Below are 17087 nucleotides of genomic sequence, written 5' to 3' on the forward strand. Positions count from 1 at the left end.
CTCCTGTTATTTGTTCATCATCGGCAGATCAAGGCCGTATTCTTGAGCACACTCTTTGGCAATCTCGTAGCCAGCATCAGCGTGTCGCATGACGCCGGTACCTGGGTCGTTGCGCAGCACGCGGCCCAGGCGGGCGTGCGCGTCATCGGTACCATCGGCGACGATTACCACCCCGGCATGTTGGGAGTAGCCCATGCCCACTCCGCCACCGTGGTGCAGCGACACCCAGGTGGCGCCACCGGCGGTGTTGAGCAGAGCGTTCAGCAACGGCCAGTCGGACACGGCATCAGAACCGTCCTGCATGGACTCTGTCTCACGGTTGGGGCTGGCGACCGAGCCGGAGTCCAGGTGGTCGCGACCAATAACAACCGGGGCCTTAAGTTCACCGTTCTTGACCATCTCGTTGAAGGCCTGGCCCAGGCGGGCGCGGTCCTTGAGGCCAACCCAGCAGATGCGCGCCGGCAAGCCTTGAAAACTGATGCGTTCGCGTGCCATGTCGAGCCAGTTGTGTAGGTGCGGATCGTCGGGGATCAGCTCCTTGACCTTCTGGTCTGTTTTATAGATGTCTTCCGGGTCTCCGGAGAGCGCCGCCCAGCGGAAGGGACCGATGCCTTGGCAGAACAGCGGGCGGATATAAGCCGGAACGAAGCCCGGGAAATCGAAGGCGTTCCCGACGCCTTCCTCCATAGCCATCTGGCGAATGTTGTTACCGTAATCGAAGGTGGGCACGCCCATCTTCTGAAAATCGAGCATGGCCTGGACGTGTACCGCCATGGATTGCTTGGCTGCCTTGACGGTAGCCTCGGGCTGTGACTTGCCCCGCTCCACGTACTCCTCCCAAGTCCAGCCGGAGGGCAGGTAACCGTGCAGTGGGTCGTGGGCGCTGGTCTGGTCGGTGACCATGTCCGGCTTGACACCGCGCTTGACAAGCTCTGGCAGTACATCGGCTGCATTGGCACATAGGCCGATGGAAATCGCCTTGCCCTCAGCTGTATAGCGCTCGATGCGGGCTAGGGCGTCGTCCAGGTCTTGGGCTTGCTCGTCCAAGTAACGGGTCCGCAGGCGGAAGTCGAGGCTGGTTTGCTGGCACTCGATGTTGAGTGAACAGGCACCGGCTAGGGTGGCGGCCAGCGGTTGAGCGCCGCCCATACCACCGAGACCGGCAGTCAGAATCCAGCGACCCTTGAGGTCGCCGTCATAGTGCTGACGGCCGGCCTCGACGAAGGTCTCGTAAGTACCTTGAACGATGCCCTGGGAACCGATGTAGATCCACGAGCCGGCGGTCATTTGGCCATACATCATCAGGCCCTTGCGATCCAACTCGTTGAAGTGCTCCCAGTTGGCCCAGGCCGGCACCAGGTTGGAGTTGGCGATGAGTACGCGTGGCGCGTCCTTGTGGGTCTCGAATACGCCTACGGGCTTACCGGACTGCACCAGCAGGGTTTGTGTATCCTCCAGACGCTGCAGGGTTTCGACAATCTTGTCGTAGCATTCCCAGTCGCGAGCGGCACGGCCAATGCCGCCATACACCACCAGATCTTCGGGACGCTCGGCCACGTCGGGGTGCAGATTGTTCATTAGCATGCGCAACGGGGCCTCGGTGAGCCAGCTCTTGCAGCTGCGCGCGGTGCCGGTGGGGGCGCCGATGTTGCGGGAGGGGTCGTGACGCTTGTCTTGCATGGTCATGTATTGCCTCTGGAGTGGATGGTCATGGGTATAGAGCTTTCGGCTCTCAGGCATTCAAGGTCAGCAGATGCACCAGGCGAGCTGCCGACCTGGCGGTGCGGCCGTCGATATCACGGCTGGGATTGAGCTCCGCCAAGTCGGCCAGGCGCAGCTTGCCGCTATCTCGTACGCACTCGATCAACGGCTCGATCAAGGCGAGCGGAACGCCACGGGCGGCAGGAGCGCTCACGCCAGGGGCCTCGGCGGCCGGCAGCACGTCCAGATCGATGGTCAGGTAGAGGTGGTCGCAGTGCACCAAGTAGCGTTCTAGTGCGCGTTGGATGCCGTCGAGGCGATCCGGCAGAAAGTCACGATCTTCGTGGACGAGCACCCTAAGCTCGGCTGCGCGGGCAAACAGGGCCCGCGTATTGGCGGTACGACTCACCCCGAGACACGCGTAACGGAACGGCCAGCCGCGCTGAACGCAGTCCTCGGCAATTTGCATAAAGGGCGTACCCGAGGATCGAACATGGGCAGGGTCGCGCAGGTCGAGGTGGGCATCGAAGTTGATAATGCCTATGCGTGGCGCCGTCTCGCCTCTGGCCGCCAGATGCTGGGCGAGCCCCGACCAGCTGGCGTAGGCCATTTCGTGGCCGCCACCCAACACGATAGGCAAGTGGCCTTCGTCCAGCAGGGGGACGAGGTGGCCAGCCAGGGCTTGTTGGGCACCTTCCATGGCATCGCCTTCACAGCGCACGTCACCGGCGTCGTAGGCAGGCCCTTGTCGATGCCAAGCTAGCGAAGCCAGGGCCCGACGCAGCGCAGTAGGCCCCTCGGCCGCACCTACACGGCCCTGATTACGCGCTACACCAGCATCGCAGGCGAAGCCAAGCAGCGCACAGCCAGGAGTAGCACCCTTGGTAAGTGGCTGAACCATCTGGTGCCAGCGCTCGCTATCAGGCTCGGGATCGATGCGCCCCTGCCACAAGGTGCTGTCGAAATCGCGGTGAAGCGGGGTATCAGACGGCATGGGTCAGTTCCCCCTGAAACAGGCGCTGACGCAGACGGCCGGGTTGTACGGCATAGGCTAGTGCAGCCGGGGTATCGATATCCCAGACGCACAGGTCGGCCATGGCCCCTGCGTGGATTCGCCCCTCCCCCTTGAGCCCGAGGGCAGTTGCACCATGGGCAGTCATTCCGGCCAGTGCCTCTTGGGGCGTCAGGCGGAACAGGGTGCAGGCCAGGTTGAGCATTAGGCTGGGCATGAACAGTGGAGAGCTGCCTGGGTTGGCATCGGTGGCTACTGCCATGGGCACGCCGGCCGCACGTAGCGCTGCGATGGGTGGCTGTTGGGTCTCACGCAGGGTGTGGAAGGCGCCCGGCAGGATTACGGCGACGCTACCGGCGTTGCGTAAGGCGGCGATACCAGTTTCATCGAGAAACTCAATATGGTCGGCGGAGAGCGCCCCGTGACGGGCCGCCATGGCGGTGCCGCCGAGATTGGAGAGTTGCTCAGCATGGGCCTTGATCGGCAGGCTATGCGCCTCGGCGGCCTCGAAGACCCGCTCGCACTGCGCCACTGAGAAGGCAATCTTCTCGCAGAACACATCGACGGCATCGGCAAGGTTCTCTTTGGCGGCCGCCGGAACCATCTCCTGGCACACTAGGTCGATATAGCCGTCGCTGTCGCTTTTGAATTCTGGCGGAAGGGCATGAGCACCAAGCAGCGTCGTTACGACTCGCACGGGTAATGCCTCACCGAGGCGGCGCGCCACGCGCAGCATCTTAAGTTCATCCTCGACCGTTAGGCCGTAGCCAGACTTGATCTCCACAGTGGTAACACCATCGGCGATCATCGCCTCGAGGCGCGGCTTGGCCAGTTCGAACAGTTCGTCCTCGCTGGCTTCCCGTGTGGCGGTCACTGTCCTCAGGATACCGCCGCCACGCCGAGCGATCTCCTCGTAGCTGACTCCTTCAAGGCGCGCTTCGAACTCGTCGGCACGGGAGCCTCCAAACACCAGGTGGGTATGGCAATCCACCAGGCCAGGGGTCATCACGCCGCCACGCCCCATGTCATGGCAACCTTCCACCAATTTCTCGTCGAACTCCCTCATCGACACCAGCGACGCAACCCGTGCCCCTTCGGTGATGACTGCCATGGGCTCGGGCAGTGTGCGCAGCCCATCGAATACGTAGATATCACGCCACACACGGCGCTGGGGGTTGGTATTTGACATGGAGGGCTCCTCCGGTTGGCTCAGCAGATGCAATCCCAATGTATATACAATTAAACTCAGCGGCAGGAGCCTCGTCAAGGCAACAGCTAAAGAGGCAAAATAGTAACTTCCATCGTGTTCGAGAAAATGACGGAAATATACTTGCTAAAACAAAAAGATACCTTGTATTCCAGCCCTGCTTCTCGCTTACCCAGCCCCGGTTGTTAGACCAATGTCTAGCCTGGGTAACTAGGCTAGGGCAGTGGTCTGGCTTACTTTAATGTATATACATATCAAGGCAGGACGCCGAACCCAATCCAGTCACCACACGACACAAGACAAGAGGCGTGCTCATGAATCGCCAAGACACACAGGCTCGGCATCCAGCCGCTGCCGCTACTCTTCTCAAGCTGTTCCTGCCCAGTGTCCTGGGTATCCTTATCTTCTTCGTGCCCATCGAGATTTCAGGAAAGCGCACCATTCCTCTAGACCATATGGTGACCGGCGCGCGCACACTGCTGGGAGATGCCAGTGGACTTTATGCCTTGGCGCTGATCGTTGCCGGCGCGGCCTATCCCTTGATCCGGGGTTATTGGAACCGCAACCTGACCGAGGGCATCTTCACGGTGTTGAAAATTGCCGGTGTCGCCGCCGCGGTGATGGCATTGACCGGCTGGGGGCCAGCCTTCCTGCAAGAGCCCGATATGCTGCCTTTCCTGTTCAACAAGCTGGTTATCCCGGTGGGCCTGATCGTACCGATCGGCGCCATCTTCCTGGCGCTGTTGATCAGCTATGGCCTGCTAGAACTCATCGGAGTGCTAGTACAGCCGGTAATGCGCCCCATCTGGCGCACGCCGGGCCGCTCGGCCATCGACGCCGTAGCCTCGTTCGTGGGCAGTTATTCAATCGGCTTACTGATTACCAACCGGGTCTATCAGGCTGGGCAATATTCGGCACGGGAGGCGGCCATCATTGCTACCGGCTTCTCCACGGTCTCGGCCACCTTCATGATCATCGTTGCTAAAACCCTCGACCTGATGGACGTGTGGAACCTCTACTTCTGGCTCACTCTGCTGATCACCTTTATTGTCACTGCGGTGACTGTGCGGCTGCCGCCGCTGTCACGGATGGATGACAGTGCTAAAGATGGTGAGCCGGAAGCAGCACCCGGCAAGCGGCTGACCACGGCCTGGCAGACCGGCCTGGAAGTGGCCGAGAAAGCCCCGAGCCTGCATCGCAGCGTGGCGCTCAACTTCAAGGAAGGGCTGTTGATGGCTATCAGTATCCTGCCTTCGATCATGTCAGTGGGTCTGCTGGGTCTGATGGCAGCCAAGTACACGCCACTGTTCGAATGGCTGGGATGGCTCTTCTATCCCTTTGTGGCGGTTTGGGGTGTGGCGGATGCTTCTGCTCTGGCTCAAGCCTCAGCCGCTGGGCTCGCCGAGATGTTCCTGCCGGCGCTGCTGATGGCCGAGGCTGAGTTTGCGGCTCGCTTCGCCGCTGGCGTGGTTTCAGTGTCCGCGGTGCTGTTCTTCTCAGCCTCGATTCCCTGCATCCTCTCCACCAGCATTCCGCTTTCGGTGGGTCGTATGCTGGTGGTGTGGTTCATTCGCGTAGCTCTAAGCCTGTTGCTGGCGATACCCACCGGCTACCTGGTTCAGACGCTAGCCGGCTGAATCTGCCTTATAGTAAGCATATGCAAACGGCCGGAAATGCCGGCCGTTTGCGATCGTATTAGGTTATTCGGCAATCATTTCGGCTCGCGATGCATTGAGGAACGCAGCTTATACCGCTCGCCAGGATGGAGCAGTCGCGCATAGCTGATTAGTTGCTCTCCCGACCAAGTGCGGCGAATCATGCTTAGGCAAGGGCTTGCTGTATCGATGGCCAACCACTCGGCAGCCTGGCCATCAGGCAGAACCGCTTCAACGATGTGCTCGACATCAGTGATAGGGCAGGCCGCGACCAGCACCTCGTTGGGCGTGTGACGGGAAAAGTCGGTGTCGAGATAATCCGGGACCCAGCGTGGATTGACGAAGCGTTTTTCGAGCTGGATCGGCACACCATTCTCGAGATGAAGGATTAAAGTGTGGAAAACTCGGCTGCCAAGTCGCACCCCCAGGCGGAGCGCCACCTCGTCATCGGCCTCAATCGCTTCACAGGTCAGCACCGTGCTGCCATACTGGTGCCCACGGGACCGCACTTCCTCAGCGATGTTATACACTTCGATTAGTGACGACTCCGCCTTTCGATCGGTGACGAAGGTGCCAAGCCCCGGCTGGCGAGTTAGATACCCTTTCTGGACCAGATCACGGATCGCCTTGTTGGCAGTCATACGGCTGACCTTGAAATCACGGGCCAACTGCTCTTCCGGGGGAATCTGGTGATGTGAGGGCCATTCACCACTGGTGATCTTGTCTAGCAGGTGCTGCCGTATCTGCTGATAGAGAGGTGGAGCACTGGCCATGAGAATCCTGCGGTCAAATTAAATGTCTATACATTTGAAGTATACTTACAGAAGAGTGGCGGTCACAATGACCAAGTGCAACAGCTGACCCATCAGGTACCGTGTCACTAGGGCTCACTCGTCATACGGTCAGTGTTTCCGCAGGCTACGATGCCAGCCTGGCGGGTCATCGGGCACGGTTGGCACGTCATTGGGGCACCCCAAGTTACCTCCCGATGGGGAGCTATTCGAGCTAGTGGTCTATCTGCGTTGCCAATACTGGTCACCTCAGCAAATAGCTCGCACCCATGAAGGACATGTTTCCTGACGATACTCAGCGCCAAGCCTCTCACGAAGCCATCCACTACGCACTCTATGTGATGCCCCGCTGCAGCCTCGAGAAAGAACTTATTGCTTATATGAAGCAGGGCAAAAGCTAACGTTGTCCACGCAGCCGTGGCTGATCGTCGCGGCGACGGCGGACAGCACCGCCTCGTTGGCGGCCAGCAGGCCGACATAGGTCCGGGTCGCCCGGCCATCCTGCTCGTCGACATACCAGAAATCGAGAAGCACCTGCCGCAGCCAGGCCTCATTCGGCGTCGGGGAGTGGAGTGCCCAGGCGGCCCCCATGTTGTTTCGATACACTTCAATCAGTTGCTGGCTGGTCTCGACAACCCGATCGAAGCGCTGCTCGAGCTCGTAAAACATTTTGTACTGTTGAACAATCGATTCCTCACTCGATGCTGTATTTTTTAACAGTATAGCTAAACTGCTAGCGTTGAAAGACTAGCCTGGGAGGAACCATCGAGCGGCAAACACCCTCCCAAAGTTAACCGGATCGATATCTACATACAGCTGACCTTCCATAGCACGTCAGTAGCAGCGAATATCAGCGTCGCCACGAACGATCAGCGTTTCATGATGATTGTGCATCTCTCTACTCATTCGCGCTGTGACAGGTCTCGAGGAGAGGTAGGGACAGTGTGTCGTGAAGCGATAACGCGATTAAGGCCAGGAAGTTTGATCGACAGGCAGCCGGCCGTCTGGGTCGTAGGCTTCTAGCCGATCCTGAGCGTCAAGTGCGTCTGTGTAGACCACCAGATTCACCCCGCCCCGGTGGGCCATCGATGGAAACAGGATTCCGCTAGCGCCAGCCTCCATCGCCAAGTCGCCGAGTAACCAGCTCGGCGGCTCGACACGTTCGTTAAACCACTGTCTGCGCCAGTCACAAGACATTTCCTGCCAGAGCGAGTCCCAGTCAGCTGAGTATCCTTGGCGAAAGTCCACCACGCTAGCCAACTCTACTATGTAGCTTACAATCAACCCGGGAGGCATCAGTGTCGAGAGCTGCCGGTACTCCGTGAGAGCAGTCTGCTCGTCCAGAGCCAAGTAAAGGGCAGACACCCCGATACGATTGAGGCGTCCGCCATGCTGGGCGGAGCCAGCCCCACTGGTTGGCGCGATCGCCCAGCGGGGGACATGGACACGATAAGCCGGCTGATCTGCCAGGCTGGTAAGGATCATCCGGCCGCGCCCGCGATCAGCGATTGGACGTAGCGCAATAGATCCTCGGCACGCCCCTCACTGACCAGTTGCTCTGGGGTCTTGAAATCGAATGCGCTGATCGGCTCATTGCGGAACCAGAACGCGGCATCCTGGAAGGCGCCATTCAACTCAGCTGCGGCGCTCATGACTCGCACCGCGTCCCGTAGGTAGGCTTGCAGCTTCTCGGCCCCTTGGGCACGGTTCACGGTTACGCGATGCACGTGCGCCCGGGCAGCCAGTGTCTGAACATCCATGCCCAGGGCAAGGCAGAACATCTTGGGACTGATAATGGGGCTCTTGTCATGCCGTGCTCGAGCTTTCAGGTCAAAAATAAACTGATCGAAGGTATCGGGAGCTTCGTAGCCGGATGGCTCGATGATGGCTTCAGCACTCATAGCCTAACCTCCCTACAGATAGGCAGCAGAATTGCTACATAAATGCATCATAGTCGTTCCAGTCACTCCCGTCCACATCCCTGGCGATCGACACCGTAAGCATGCGCGGGTGCTAGCTGGCATTGATCAAGTGGCTGTCGTGAACCCACTGCATCCCGAGATCAATATACTCTCGCTGGTCAGAACCCAGGCCAGGATATACAACCCGAGATTGTTTCAGGGCATTGAGTAATGCCGTGCTCATGACGCTGCGTGCCTGGGGAGATAGCCCTGTAGCTTGCCGGCCGCTGGAAGCGGGAAAGGATTCCATCAGCACTCAATGCCCAAGGTACGCGATCGTCAGGTAGAGCAGGCCAAGATTGAGCAGGGCGACGAGAGTAAGCTTGGCGCCAAATCCCGACTTGCGCGTCTTGTGACGAAACATCAAGCGCCCCAGATACCCGCCCGGCCATCCGCCGAGGAGGGACAGCGAAAACAGCGTTGACTCTGCCGTGCGCCAGGTGCCTCGCCGTGCGGCGAGCTTGTCCCAGCCGAACATGAGAAACGTGGCCAGGCTCAAGGCGCAGTACCAGCCGATAAGCAGGGTGGGTAGACTCATGCCGGCTCCTCGAGGCAATGAGTGTCCTGATTGGCGGTACTCAGCTGCTCGAGGAAATAAGCCTGCTGGTGATCACTGCACAACCGAAATTCCAGAAAAGTCCCCTCCCGGTGACTGAGCTCATCAAATCGGCCATCCGTATCCTGATAGTACAGGCGGCGTTTCCCCAGACCCTCAAGAGCGGCGTCGACCCGGGCGACGACGCTTTGCGCATCATGGGTAATGGTGCGCCCACCGTCGTCCCGGTCTCGAATCAGGACAAATAGATCCGTCACCAATACAAGTTCATAGTGAGCCTGCATTACCATCCCATGTCTCCAGTAAACAATGATTCCTCAGGCCTGGCGTCGCTGACTCATAGCTCTTGCCATGATCAACGATATACCAATGAGAACCCAGAATATGTCAGGTAACAAAGACAGCAAGCGTAGAAAAGAAGCCTACCCATCCGGCTTATTGATCGGCGAGAGGAAGAGTGCTGCATGCACATCCGCTCGAGAGCTATTCTACAAGGGAACCGGGCGACGGTATGAAATACCAGGTAGGGGTTCACTCACCGCATACTGGATGAGGGATAAAGCAAAAAATAAGGCCGCTAAGCGGCCTAAGGTACACAGGGAACTGATAAATAGGGCATCTATATAGAGCATTCCAATGCCCTGGTCACGACGCTCAGGTGCGTCGCGATCGAAGACGCGGAGCATCCTTGCCAGGAATCCGTTCCTGAACCGCCATTCCTTGGCGGAGCAAGGCTCCCCACAGGTAAAGGAGCTGGTAAAGGGCATCCTTACCTGTACTAACAAAGTAATGCGATACACATGCCAGTCGCTCGAATTAACTAATTCTTTCAAGGTGTTAACAAGCTGATGTTATCCGTCTCCTCGCGGAATAGCTGGTGGAGATGGGGCGTTGTGTCGCAAAAAAGCAACGAATTAATGAATACAAAACCCCTGGACAACAATTTCAATGACTTAAGGTGTCTCAAATAAGAGACAGGTAGCAGGGAGTCAGGGTGACAACAGCCAGCCCTTTCGCAAGGCCTCAAGGATGGCAGCGTCGTTTGGGTGTTTCAGGACCTCTGCCAGAAGAGAGCGCGGTACCAGGCTAACCGCCTGGCTCTCCCAGCCCATCGAGGCTGGGGAGCCCCCAATGCGTCGGGCCAAGTAGTAGCGACAAACGCTGGTGGAGCGCGTCACATCCGTCAGCCAGCTCACCAGTTGCACATGGAGCCCTGCTTCCTCATAGGCTTCGCGGACGGCCGTTGCTTCGAGACTCCAGCCAGGATCGCGCTTGCCCTTGGGAAAGGTTGCCGAGTAGCCCCCGAAGGCATTACTGGGGTGAATGATCCAAACTCGCCCATCCGGCTCGAGAATGATCGTGCCGGCAGCGGGCTTATGTCCAGTCGCAACCGACATTGGTGGGGCGGAGGCAATAGTAAAAGGCAGGTCGCCCAGCATCGCCTGCCAGATATCAGGTTCCGGGGCAGGTGCTTCCCACTTTGAGAAGGCAATCCCATTCAGGCTGGACGGGAGCGGCCCACCGGGCACGACGGTGGCGAGGGCCTTAGGGTCGGTCCAGCTTGATAACGACGTAGGCGAGGAGGGGGTGGACAGTACGACGCGCTGGCCATGGTCATCGTTGAGAGGATGGTAAACGGACATCGCTAATAAAACTCCAATGTTGGCACCCAAGATACAGGGAGCCATATATTAAAGCTTATGTATAAAAGGTCGATAGACATAGGGATTTTGAACTTTTCAGAGACTCTGCAATGAAAAAATGGCTCGCATTTCTGTTCGCCCCCCTGCTGACTATTTGGGTAATGGACTTCATCAGCGCCTTTATTGTCGCCGGGATATTTCAGCAGGACCGAGGTAGCTTTATCGGCTGCGCTGTGCTGTTCGCCATTCACTTTGTGGGCGGCACCATGCTATACCAGTTGGCACCGTCAATTCGCAAGTTGCCACTGGCTATGCTGGGGGCATTCTTGTATACCGCAGCTTCAATCTACCTCGGCATTACAACCCATGGGCTGGAAGGCGAGTTCATGGGCGAGAAGGGAGTCCACCAGTTCCGGTTTTGGGTTGAACTCTCTCAAGCGGCCGGAATATTCCTAGGGGTTTATGGCTTGCATGCCAGTGAGAAAGAGGAACAAGCACGACTTCAGCATAAAGGATAGTTCTGTCACGCTGGGGCTCGGAGAGCCCCCTTTTTATTGCCCGTATAGGGTAGGGTAATAACTGCGAACTATATAAATAATAGCTTTAAATAAGTCTATATCCCATTTCCTGCTCCCCAATTTTCATAAACTAAACGGTGCTTATCCAAAGCTTTATATGCGGTTGGCATTCAGTTTGTCGCAACATTCTTTTGCAGTTTCTTGAGATGAAAACACGACAGGCAAACGGGCTTTATTGCCTATGTCCCTGATGCGCCACAGAACTTCATAGTTTGTGATCAAATGCAGTGCATCACCTTTAATAGCTATTGGTCGGGCGCACATAACAACAGTATATTTAAATTGCATTGTAAATCCTCGCCGGTAATATAAATTTGAGTATAAACCACGCAGCGGAGGGGTGCGTAGAAAGGGGGAGTTGGTTAATGCTTGGCTAAACCTTTGTTTTTGATGCATTATTATTAGCAAACCTTTATTTGCAAAATACATTTAAAACCGGATATGCATAATAGGAACGTCACAACAATAATTGTAGTACATGCGGAAAGTATCAGTCCACCAAGGCAAAAGCAGCCCGGTTATAAACTGATTTTTCTTGTAATCAATCTGGAGAAATGTAATGCTTGCAAAGCAAGGATGCGCTGCCAGCCAAGGATGGTTTTTTATAAAAATCAGCAACTTAGCACTCTCTGACGTAAGCAAAGCAGCATCCGCAGCATCGCATTTACTTATCTTCCGCAGTTTTGGCACGAAATCGGTCGGCGTTTAGATTGGCTGCCTTGGCTCGATATTCGCTGCTTTCGTCAAACACATAGGTTTCGGTGGTCGCCATTGATGCATGACCCAGCAATATCTGTAGCTCACGCAGCGCCATACCTGCGTTGAACAGATCGGTGGCGAAGGTGCGCCGCAAATCGTGGGGTGCGATGGATATCCCTGTCAATCCTTCAGCTTGCTTACGAATTACATCGATCCGGCTGTTGATGCTGGCGGTCGACAGGCCTTTCACGACGACGTCCGGCGCTTTGCGTTTATTCCATACCGGCGTAAAGAGTGCGCCTGGCTTGTCGCCCCGATAGTTTTTAACATAATCAATCAAGCGATCCCAAACCGCCCCGGGAACCTGAATCATCCGGTCCTTGTTGCCTTTGCCAGTGATCTTGATTTCTCGGGTCACGAAGTTGATGTCGGAAAGCTGGATGCCGGACACCTCTGCGCGGCGGGGACCGGTGGTGGCCATCAAGGCAATCATCAGGCCGTCGCGCCGAGATCGAGCATCGTCTTTGGCGTCGCACACATCCAGCAAGGCCCGAATGACGCGCTCAGGATGCGCCTTGCCGCCCGGGAGCTTTCTGTAGCGAATCGCGGAAACGCTCTTGATCAGCTCAAAGGTTTCGTGATCCATCAACCGAAGTTTCCAGGCTTCCTTCGCTACGCCGCGCAGGAGGGCCCGGTAGGAATTCCGAGTGGCGCCGGCAAGCTCAAGATCCCGAAGGTGAGCAAGCAGTTCGTCGACGACCTCGGAGCTGAGATCTTCCCAGTGCACAAAGTCGTAAGGGAAGAGCTGATTGGGATGGAGCTGACGGGCATCACCATCCACCCCCAGTCGCCGCGGGTTGGGGGCACCCAACAGCAGGGCGAGCTTGTTGAGCTGGCTGCGCTTGCTGACCGCAGAGACCGAGGATTCCTGGGCGCGGAGGTGGCGGTACCCGGGGTTGCGTGATCGGGGCAAGGGGGATGGCGAAATCCGGACCGGTGCGCGATCGAAATCCACCGGGAAAGGCTGCAAGGGAGCCCCGACAATGCCGCCAGCGGGTAAATAGTCGCCATTCTGGCCAGAAGTCGGCTGGGGAAAGGCGTTGTGTGTGGTCATTTGGCCTCACTTATTTTGTAGTCCATCGCACTGGAACCCGCATGGTTGGTGGCTTCGCTAGGATTTTACGGTGTCACACAGGGGTCTAATTTTAAAATCTGTGCAGTGCCACGGGCTAAGCATCCCAACTTTTCGCGTATAGGCCCTAAATCAGAGGGGATTCTCAATCAGGAATCGGTCGCCGCCATCAGCCACCGGTTAACCATACCGGGAACGTGAACCGATGCCGAGCATGAATTCTGTGACCTAAGGCCCCTGCTTTTTTAGGTCTATAAAACTAATTATAATCATCATTATATCAAATTTGGAGTATCGTAAAAGGCTCGCCCAATTTGCAGTTGCCTTGCCCTACGCGGTCTCACCTCGGGCCGGCTGACAACACCCGCCTCTCTTCACTCCCGGCGCAATGCAACGCTGCTTCTCTGCTATCACCTGTGATCTCTCGCTACCGATCATGGCAAGAATCTTTCAGAATAGTTCATCGGGACAACATTATGCCCCGCACCTGGGCCCGCTTCCTACTGATAGCCCCGCACTCGCCAAGCAAACCTTACGCATGCATAAGTCCCGGCAGAGTAGCGTGATAATATCACGCTTTAGAGTGAAGCCGGTCTCGGCACCACTTACTCGATACGGCCACGTGCGGCCATGAGATAAATCTCACTGTGGTGAAAACTGGGACCTAGGGGCAGATGAAAATATCCGGTCATTCCGGAACTCAGCGGCTCAACGGCAGTGTAAATTCCAAGATCTTCCTCCTTCGGACTTTGCTTATGCAGCATAACCACTTTGTCATCAGACCTGCCGTCTTCTAAAAGAATACGGAAAACAAGGCTATGTATCTGTATCCCCGCGACATGGAAACTCACTGTTCCAGAAAACCGATAAGGGGTCAGCGAGAACCAACTTGGCGATTCAATCTTTTCGCCATTAATGTTTATTGTCTCGTACAACCATACTAACGGTATATTATCCAAGTGCGGGGACAGCTACCTCTTTTGCTTCCTAGCAAGGCTCGCCTTTACTACGAATGGGAAATAAAGATGCTTGCGGCCCGCTCAGCTGTATGCAGTATTTTTCGTCATTGGCATACCCAGTCAGCGAGTATGGCAGAGCTGTACCGTCGCTTAGGAATAATGCCAGTGCGGCCGGGACTGCGAATATTCGCCTCATGGTTTATGCCTTCAAAGTGGTACGGCGCCTCTGCCGGCTGAAAGCGGATCGATAAGGATCTTCAGATATATCTAGACCGAGTCTATCGAGAAGGAGCCGCCCTTCTATTAATAGCTGGGCTAGCTCGAGTTCACTGTAGGGCCTGCTACTAGATAAAGTGTTAATTTGCTCGGGGCCGATTGCTTCGCATGTTCTCTGATCAATACTCTGGCTTTCTTTGAAGCAATTTATGACCGAGACGGCCGCTGATAAAGCGCTGAGCGAGATCTGATTGTATGCAGTTTCTGCGTCCTCCGCTTCCCCTTCTTCTACCATCATGAGGAGATCTTCCATAAAGGACATGACTATATTTTCAGTGATTGTACGTACCGTATCCACATGTATGCAAATTACATTTAAATTGTCCGATGAGATGCTTGAAGTTAACGGTATAAGTTGGTGTTGGTTTGGCTGCATGCCACTGCTCATACTCAGCATAACTCGTTGATTTGGTACGCGGGGGTTGCGTCCTCATGTAGGACGACTTTATATTGTGCGTCTACCATAGCATCGTCTGGTTTAATAGCTGCCACGGTATACTTCCTCACTGATTCGTTGTACATTGACTTCGCTAAATACGGTTACAACGGTGCGGCGGCCGTTTTCGTTAACTACGATAAACGTGATGTAATATCCACTCTTTCATGCTTCAACCACAGAAATACTGCCATATTTCCTCTGCTTATTTTTACGGACGTGATGCTCTGCCATGGAGATTTTATTTCCCCAGATTCTGACGATAAGTATATTGGTCGACAGCATACTTAGTCAAATAGACGGTGCATATGGAAGGGGGGGTTCTATTCTATCATGTTCCTCGCAATAAACTGCTTTATCAAAAAAATTTTCATCTCTAGATTATCTAGATCCTGAAACAATACTAGATCATGGCTTGCCGTTATGTTCCCCCATTCCAACCGTGCCTTTAGGAACCTGAATACGGTTTTAAATCTTTTTCGCTGAAGCTCCTTGAATAAGAGTATTTAACACCCCCTTTAGTTAATTACCAATGAACACTACTTCCTTTTGCAGGCTCTGAGAAGGAATAACGATGATGAGCCAGATCTCGGTCGCGTTGTACTTTGGTGCGGGTCTGGCTCCGTACGCTTCGGTTAGCTCGCTAGCATCGGGCATCACTTCGTCCTGCCGGGCCTTTTAGCGTATTCCCGGCGCTTCCTGAGTCGAGTTTGAAGCCGCAACCAATCCTCAGGCTGTATCCATCGATTGGCCCAGTCGAGAAGCAGTTCAGCGCGATGACGGTCGCTGTACTCTTCCGGATAGTTCACGAAATCGCTGGCCAGCGCTAGCAGCTGACTACGGCCATCACGTGCAGAGAGAATTAAGGCGTTCGTCATTCCATGCGCCTGGGCAGCCTTGTTGGCTAACTCGGCGCTCCGAGCAAGGTTGAGGGTCCGCGTTGTTGGATCAAATGCGGCGTCCAGAAGAATGCCGAGCCATAGGGATACCTCGGCTGGCTGAATTTTGCGAGCTCGTGCCATATGGGAACCTGGTAGTTTTATCTGTACCGTGATTTTATCACGTTTATTAATTAGGCAGAAACCATCCTCAACGAGCGTGGTGAGGTTTAAACGCCGATGAATTTCTCCATCACGGCATTGTCTAGGCAGTTACCCTTACGAGACATGCTGACTTCGGCGCCTCGGGCGGTCACCCGGTAGCGGTATCTGTCATTTGGTACTGCCAGCCCTGGTCGGAGTGCAACACCAGCCCCTTGGCGTCACCGACCTTCCTAAGGGCATTATCCAGCATCGTCACGCCCATCAGTATTCGGGGCGTGCGCGCCACTTCATAGGCCACGACTTCCTGGTTATACAGGTCCAGCACCGGCGAGAGGCGGACCTCCTCGCCTCGAATGTTGAACTCCGTGACATCCGTGGCACATTTCCGGTGGGGGCGGTCCGTCCGGAAGCCTCGCTGCAGCCTGTTGGGCGCGATGCGGCCCGCCTCAGCTCGTTAGGAGCGGTAGCGCTTGGGACGCACCCACGATTTCAGGCCCAACTGGCTCATCAGCTTCTGCACGGTCTTGTAATTGAGGCGGCAGCCCTCACGGCGCAGAGCCAGGGTGACGCGCCGGGAGCCGTAGCGGCCTTTGTGAGCGTGGAAGATGCGCTAGATACGCTGCTACTGGGCGGCATGGGCGTTCAGCACCCGGCACTAGTAGTAGGCGCTGCGTGCCAACCCAGCGGCCCGCAGCAAGTGCTTGTGCGCATGGTCATGCCTTAGCTCCTTGATCGTCAGCGTTTTTCTCGCCGGCCGAACGCTTTGCTTGAGCCAAGGCCTTCAGCTTTTTTAGATAAGCGTTCTCCGCCCGCAGATAGACGAGCTCTTCTGCCATCTCTTCGGGCGTCATGTCGCCAGGGGGCTTCTAACCGAGCTTCGGAGGCTTCTTCATGGGTCGGCGGACTTGAGGACGAGGGAGTAATGCATCGATGCCGCCTGCAGAATAGCGACGCTGCCAAGTCAGTATTGTCCTCCGCGCGGGAATATTGAAGTGACACAGGCTTCCCGGATCGATCGGCCCTGATCGAGAAGGCATAGGATTCCCGCTTGAAAGCCACACCATAGTGTGGACGTCGCCTACGCTGGATCAAGCCATCGTTGCCATGTTGGCGATAGGCCGCGACCCACATGCGTACGGTGCCATGGTCCAGGCCGAAACGGGCAGCGGTACGCTTGGCACCGCCACCTTGGCGCTCATGGTGGAGTACGACCACGAGCTTGAACTAGATCGAGAACTTGGCCATGCATCCCCCTTAGGCTGAATCTAAGTCTTACTTTCGGGGGCAGTTCCAATTCGGCGGATTTTTTCTATGTGACCTGCCACGAGATTTTTCCTCCATCGTCGATTAGAGTCCGACCTAACCGGAGGACGGACGATGAAACGAGCGAGATTCACGGAAGAGCAGATCATCGGCATTCTGGCCGAGCATGAAGCGG

General features: G+C 56.1%; 16 protein-coding genes. 2 read left to right on the forward strand and 14 right to left on the reverse strand.

Features of this window, described 5'->3' with window-relative positions:
* Positions 1 to 6 precede the first annotated feature (6 nt).
* The 3 genes from hutU to hutI are packed head-to-tail and all read right to left on the reverse strand — an operon-like array spanning position 7 to position 3902.
* Entirely contained in the window at positions 7 to 1686 is a 1680-nt protein-coding gene (gene hutU, locus MHM84_RS20500) for a urocanate hydratase (RefSeq protein WP_239268774.1), read from the reverse strand.
* Between the two features lie 46 nt (positions 1687 to 1732).
* On the reverse strand, positions 1733 to 2695 hold the full coding sequence (gene hutG, locus MHM84_RS20505; RefSeq protein WP_239268775.1) for a formimidoylglutamase: 963 nt from the start codon (positions 2693 to 2695) through the stop codon (positions 1733 to 1735).
* Positions 2685 to 3902 carry an imidazolonepropionase gene (hutI, locus tag MHM84_RS20510; protein ID WP_239268776.1) on the reverse strand — a complete coding sequence of 406 codons (1218 nt, stop codon included), beginning with the start codon at positions 3900 to 3902 and terminating at the stop codon, positions 2685 to 2687. Before hutI ends, hutG begins: the two co-directional genes overlap by 11 nt.
* Positions 3903 to 4234: 332 nt before the next feature.
* Here hutI and MHM84_RS20515 point away from each other — a divergent pair, with 332 nt between their 5' ends.
* Positions 4235 to 5557: a YjiH family protein gene (locus tag MHM84_RS20515; protein ID WP_239268777.1), complete on the forward strand. Its 1323-nt coding sequence runs from the start codon at positions 4235 to 4237 to the stop codon at positions 5555 to 5557.
* 74 nt (positions 5558 to 5631) lie between these two features.
* Here the strand turns inward: MHM84_RS20515 and hutC are convergent, their stop codons facing one another.
* From hutC to MHM84_RS20550, 7 genes are all read right to left on the reverse strand, one after another.
* Complete coding sequence (gene hutC / locus MHM84_RS20520; RefSeq protein ID WP_239268779.1) at positions 5632 to 6348, reverse strand: histidine utilization repressor; 717 nt, start codon at positions 6346 to 6348, stop codon at positions 5632 to 5634.
* Positions 6349 to 6735: 387 nt separating this feature from the next.
* Positions 6736 to 7035 carry a hypothetical protein gene (locus MHM84_RS20525; protein ID WP_239268781.1) on the reverse strand — a complete coding sequence of 100 codons (300 nt, stop codon included), beginning with the start codon at positions 7033 to 7035 and terminating at the stop codon, positions 6736 to 6738.
* A gap of 297 nt (positions 7036 to 7332) precedes the next feature.
* Entirely contained in the window at positions 7333 to 7851 is a 519-nt protein-coding gene (locus MHM84_RS20530; RefSeq protein WP_239268783.1) for an RES domain-containing protein, read from the reverse strand.
* A complete protein-coding gene (locus MHM84_RS20535) occupies positions 7848 to 8267 on the reverse strand; it encodes a DUF2384 domain-containing protein (protein ID WP_239268785.1) in 420 nt (139 codons plus the stop codon). Before MHM84_RS20535 ends, MHM84_RS20530 begins: the two co-directional genes overlap by 4 nt.
* Positions 8268 to 8583: 316 nt before the next feature.
* Entirely contained in the window at positions 8584 to 8865 is a 282-nt protein-coding gene (locus MHM84_RS20540) for a DUF1294 domain-containing protein (protein ID WP_239268787.1), read from the reverse strand.
* The gene (locus tag MHM84_RS20545; protein WP_239268789.1) at positions 8862 to 9173 is read right to left on the reverse strand and encodes a hypothetical protein; all 312 of its coding nucleotides are present in this window, start codon (positions 9171 to 9173) and stop codon (positions 8862 to 8864) included. The genes MHM84_RS20540 and MHM84_RS20545 overlap by 4 nt, the downstream gene beginning before the upstream one ends.
* A gap of 699 nt (positions 9174 to 9872) precedes the next feature.
* A complete protein-coding gene (locus MHM84_RS20550) occupies positions 9873 to 10526 on the reverse strand; it encodes an NUDIX hydrolase (RefSeq protein WP_239268791.1) in 654 nt (217 codons plus the stop codon).
* A 110-nt stretch (positions 10527 to 10636) separates the two neighbouring features.
* Between MHM84_RS20550 and MHM84_RS20555 the strand changes: the two genes are divergently transcribed.
* Entirely contained in the window at positions 10637 to 11044 is a 408-nt protein-coding gene (locus MHM84_RS20555; protein WP_239268793.1) for a hypothetical protein, read from the forward strand.
* 724 nt (positions 11045 to 11768) lie between these two features.
* Here MHM84_RS20555 and MHM84_RS20560 read toward each other — a convergent pair.
* The 4 genes from MHM84_RS20560 to MHM84_RS20575 form a co-directional block, all read right to left on the reverse strand.
* The gene (locus tag MHM84_RS20560) at positions 11769 to 12917 is read right to left on the reverse strand and encodes a site-specific integrase (RefSeq protein ID WP_239268795.1); all 1149 of its coding nucleotides are present in this window, start codon (positions 12915 to 12917) and stop codon (positions 11769 to 11771) included.
* A 2345-nt stretch (positions 12918 to 15262) separates the two neighbouring features.
* Entirely contained in the window at positions 15263 to 15628 is a 366-nt protein-coding gene (locus MHM84_RS20565) for a hypothetical protein (protein ID WP_239268797.1), read from the reverse strand.
* Positions 15629 to 15797: 169 nt separating this feature from the next.
* Entirely contained in the window at positions 15798 to 16085 is a 288-nt protein-coding gene (locus MHM84_RS20570) for a DDE-type integrase/transposase/recombinase (protein WP_343218312.1), read from the reverse strand.
* 277 nt (positions 16086 to 16362) lie between these two features.
* A complete protein-coding gene (locus tag MHM84_RS20575) occupies positions 16363 to 16500 on the reverse strand; it encodes a hypothetical protein (RefSeq protein WP_239268799.1) in 138 nt (45 codons plus the stop codon).
* Positions 16501 to 17087 lie beyond the last annotated feature (587 nt).

Origin of the sequence: Halomonas sp. McH1-25 (genome assembly GCF_022348165.1) — a bacterium.
Taxonomy (GTDB): Bacteria; Pseudomonadota; Gammaproteobacteria; order Pseudomonadales; family Halomonadaceae; genus Modicisalibacter.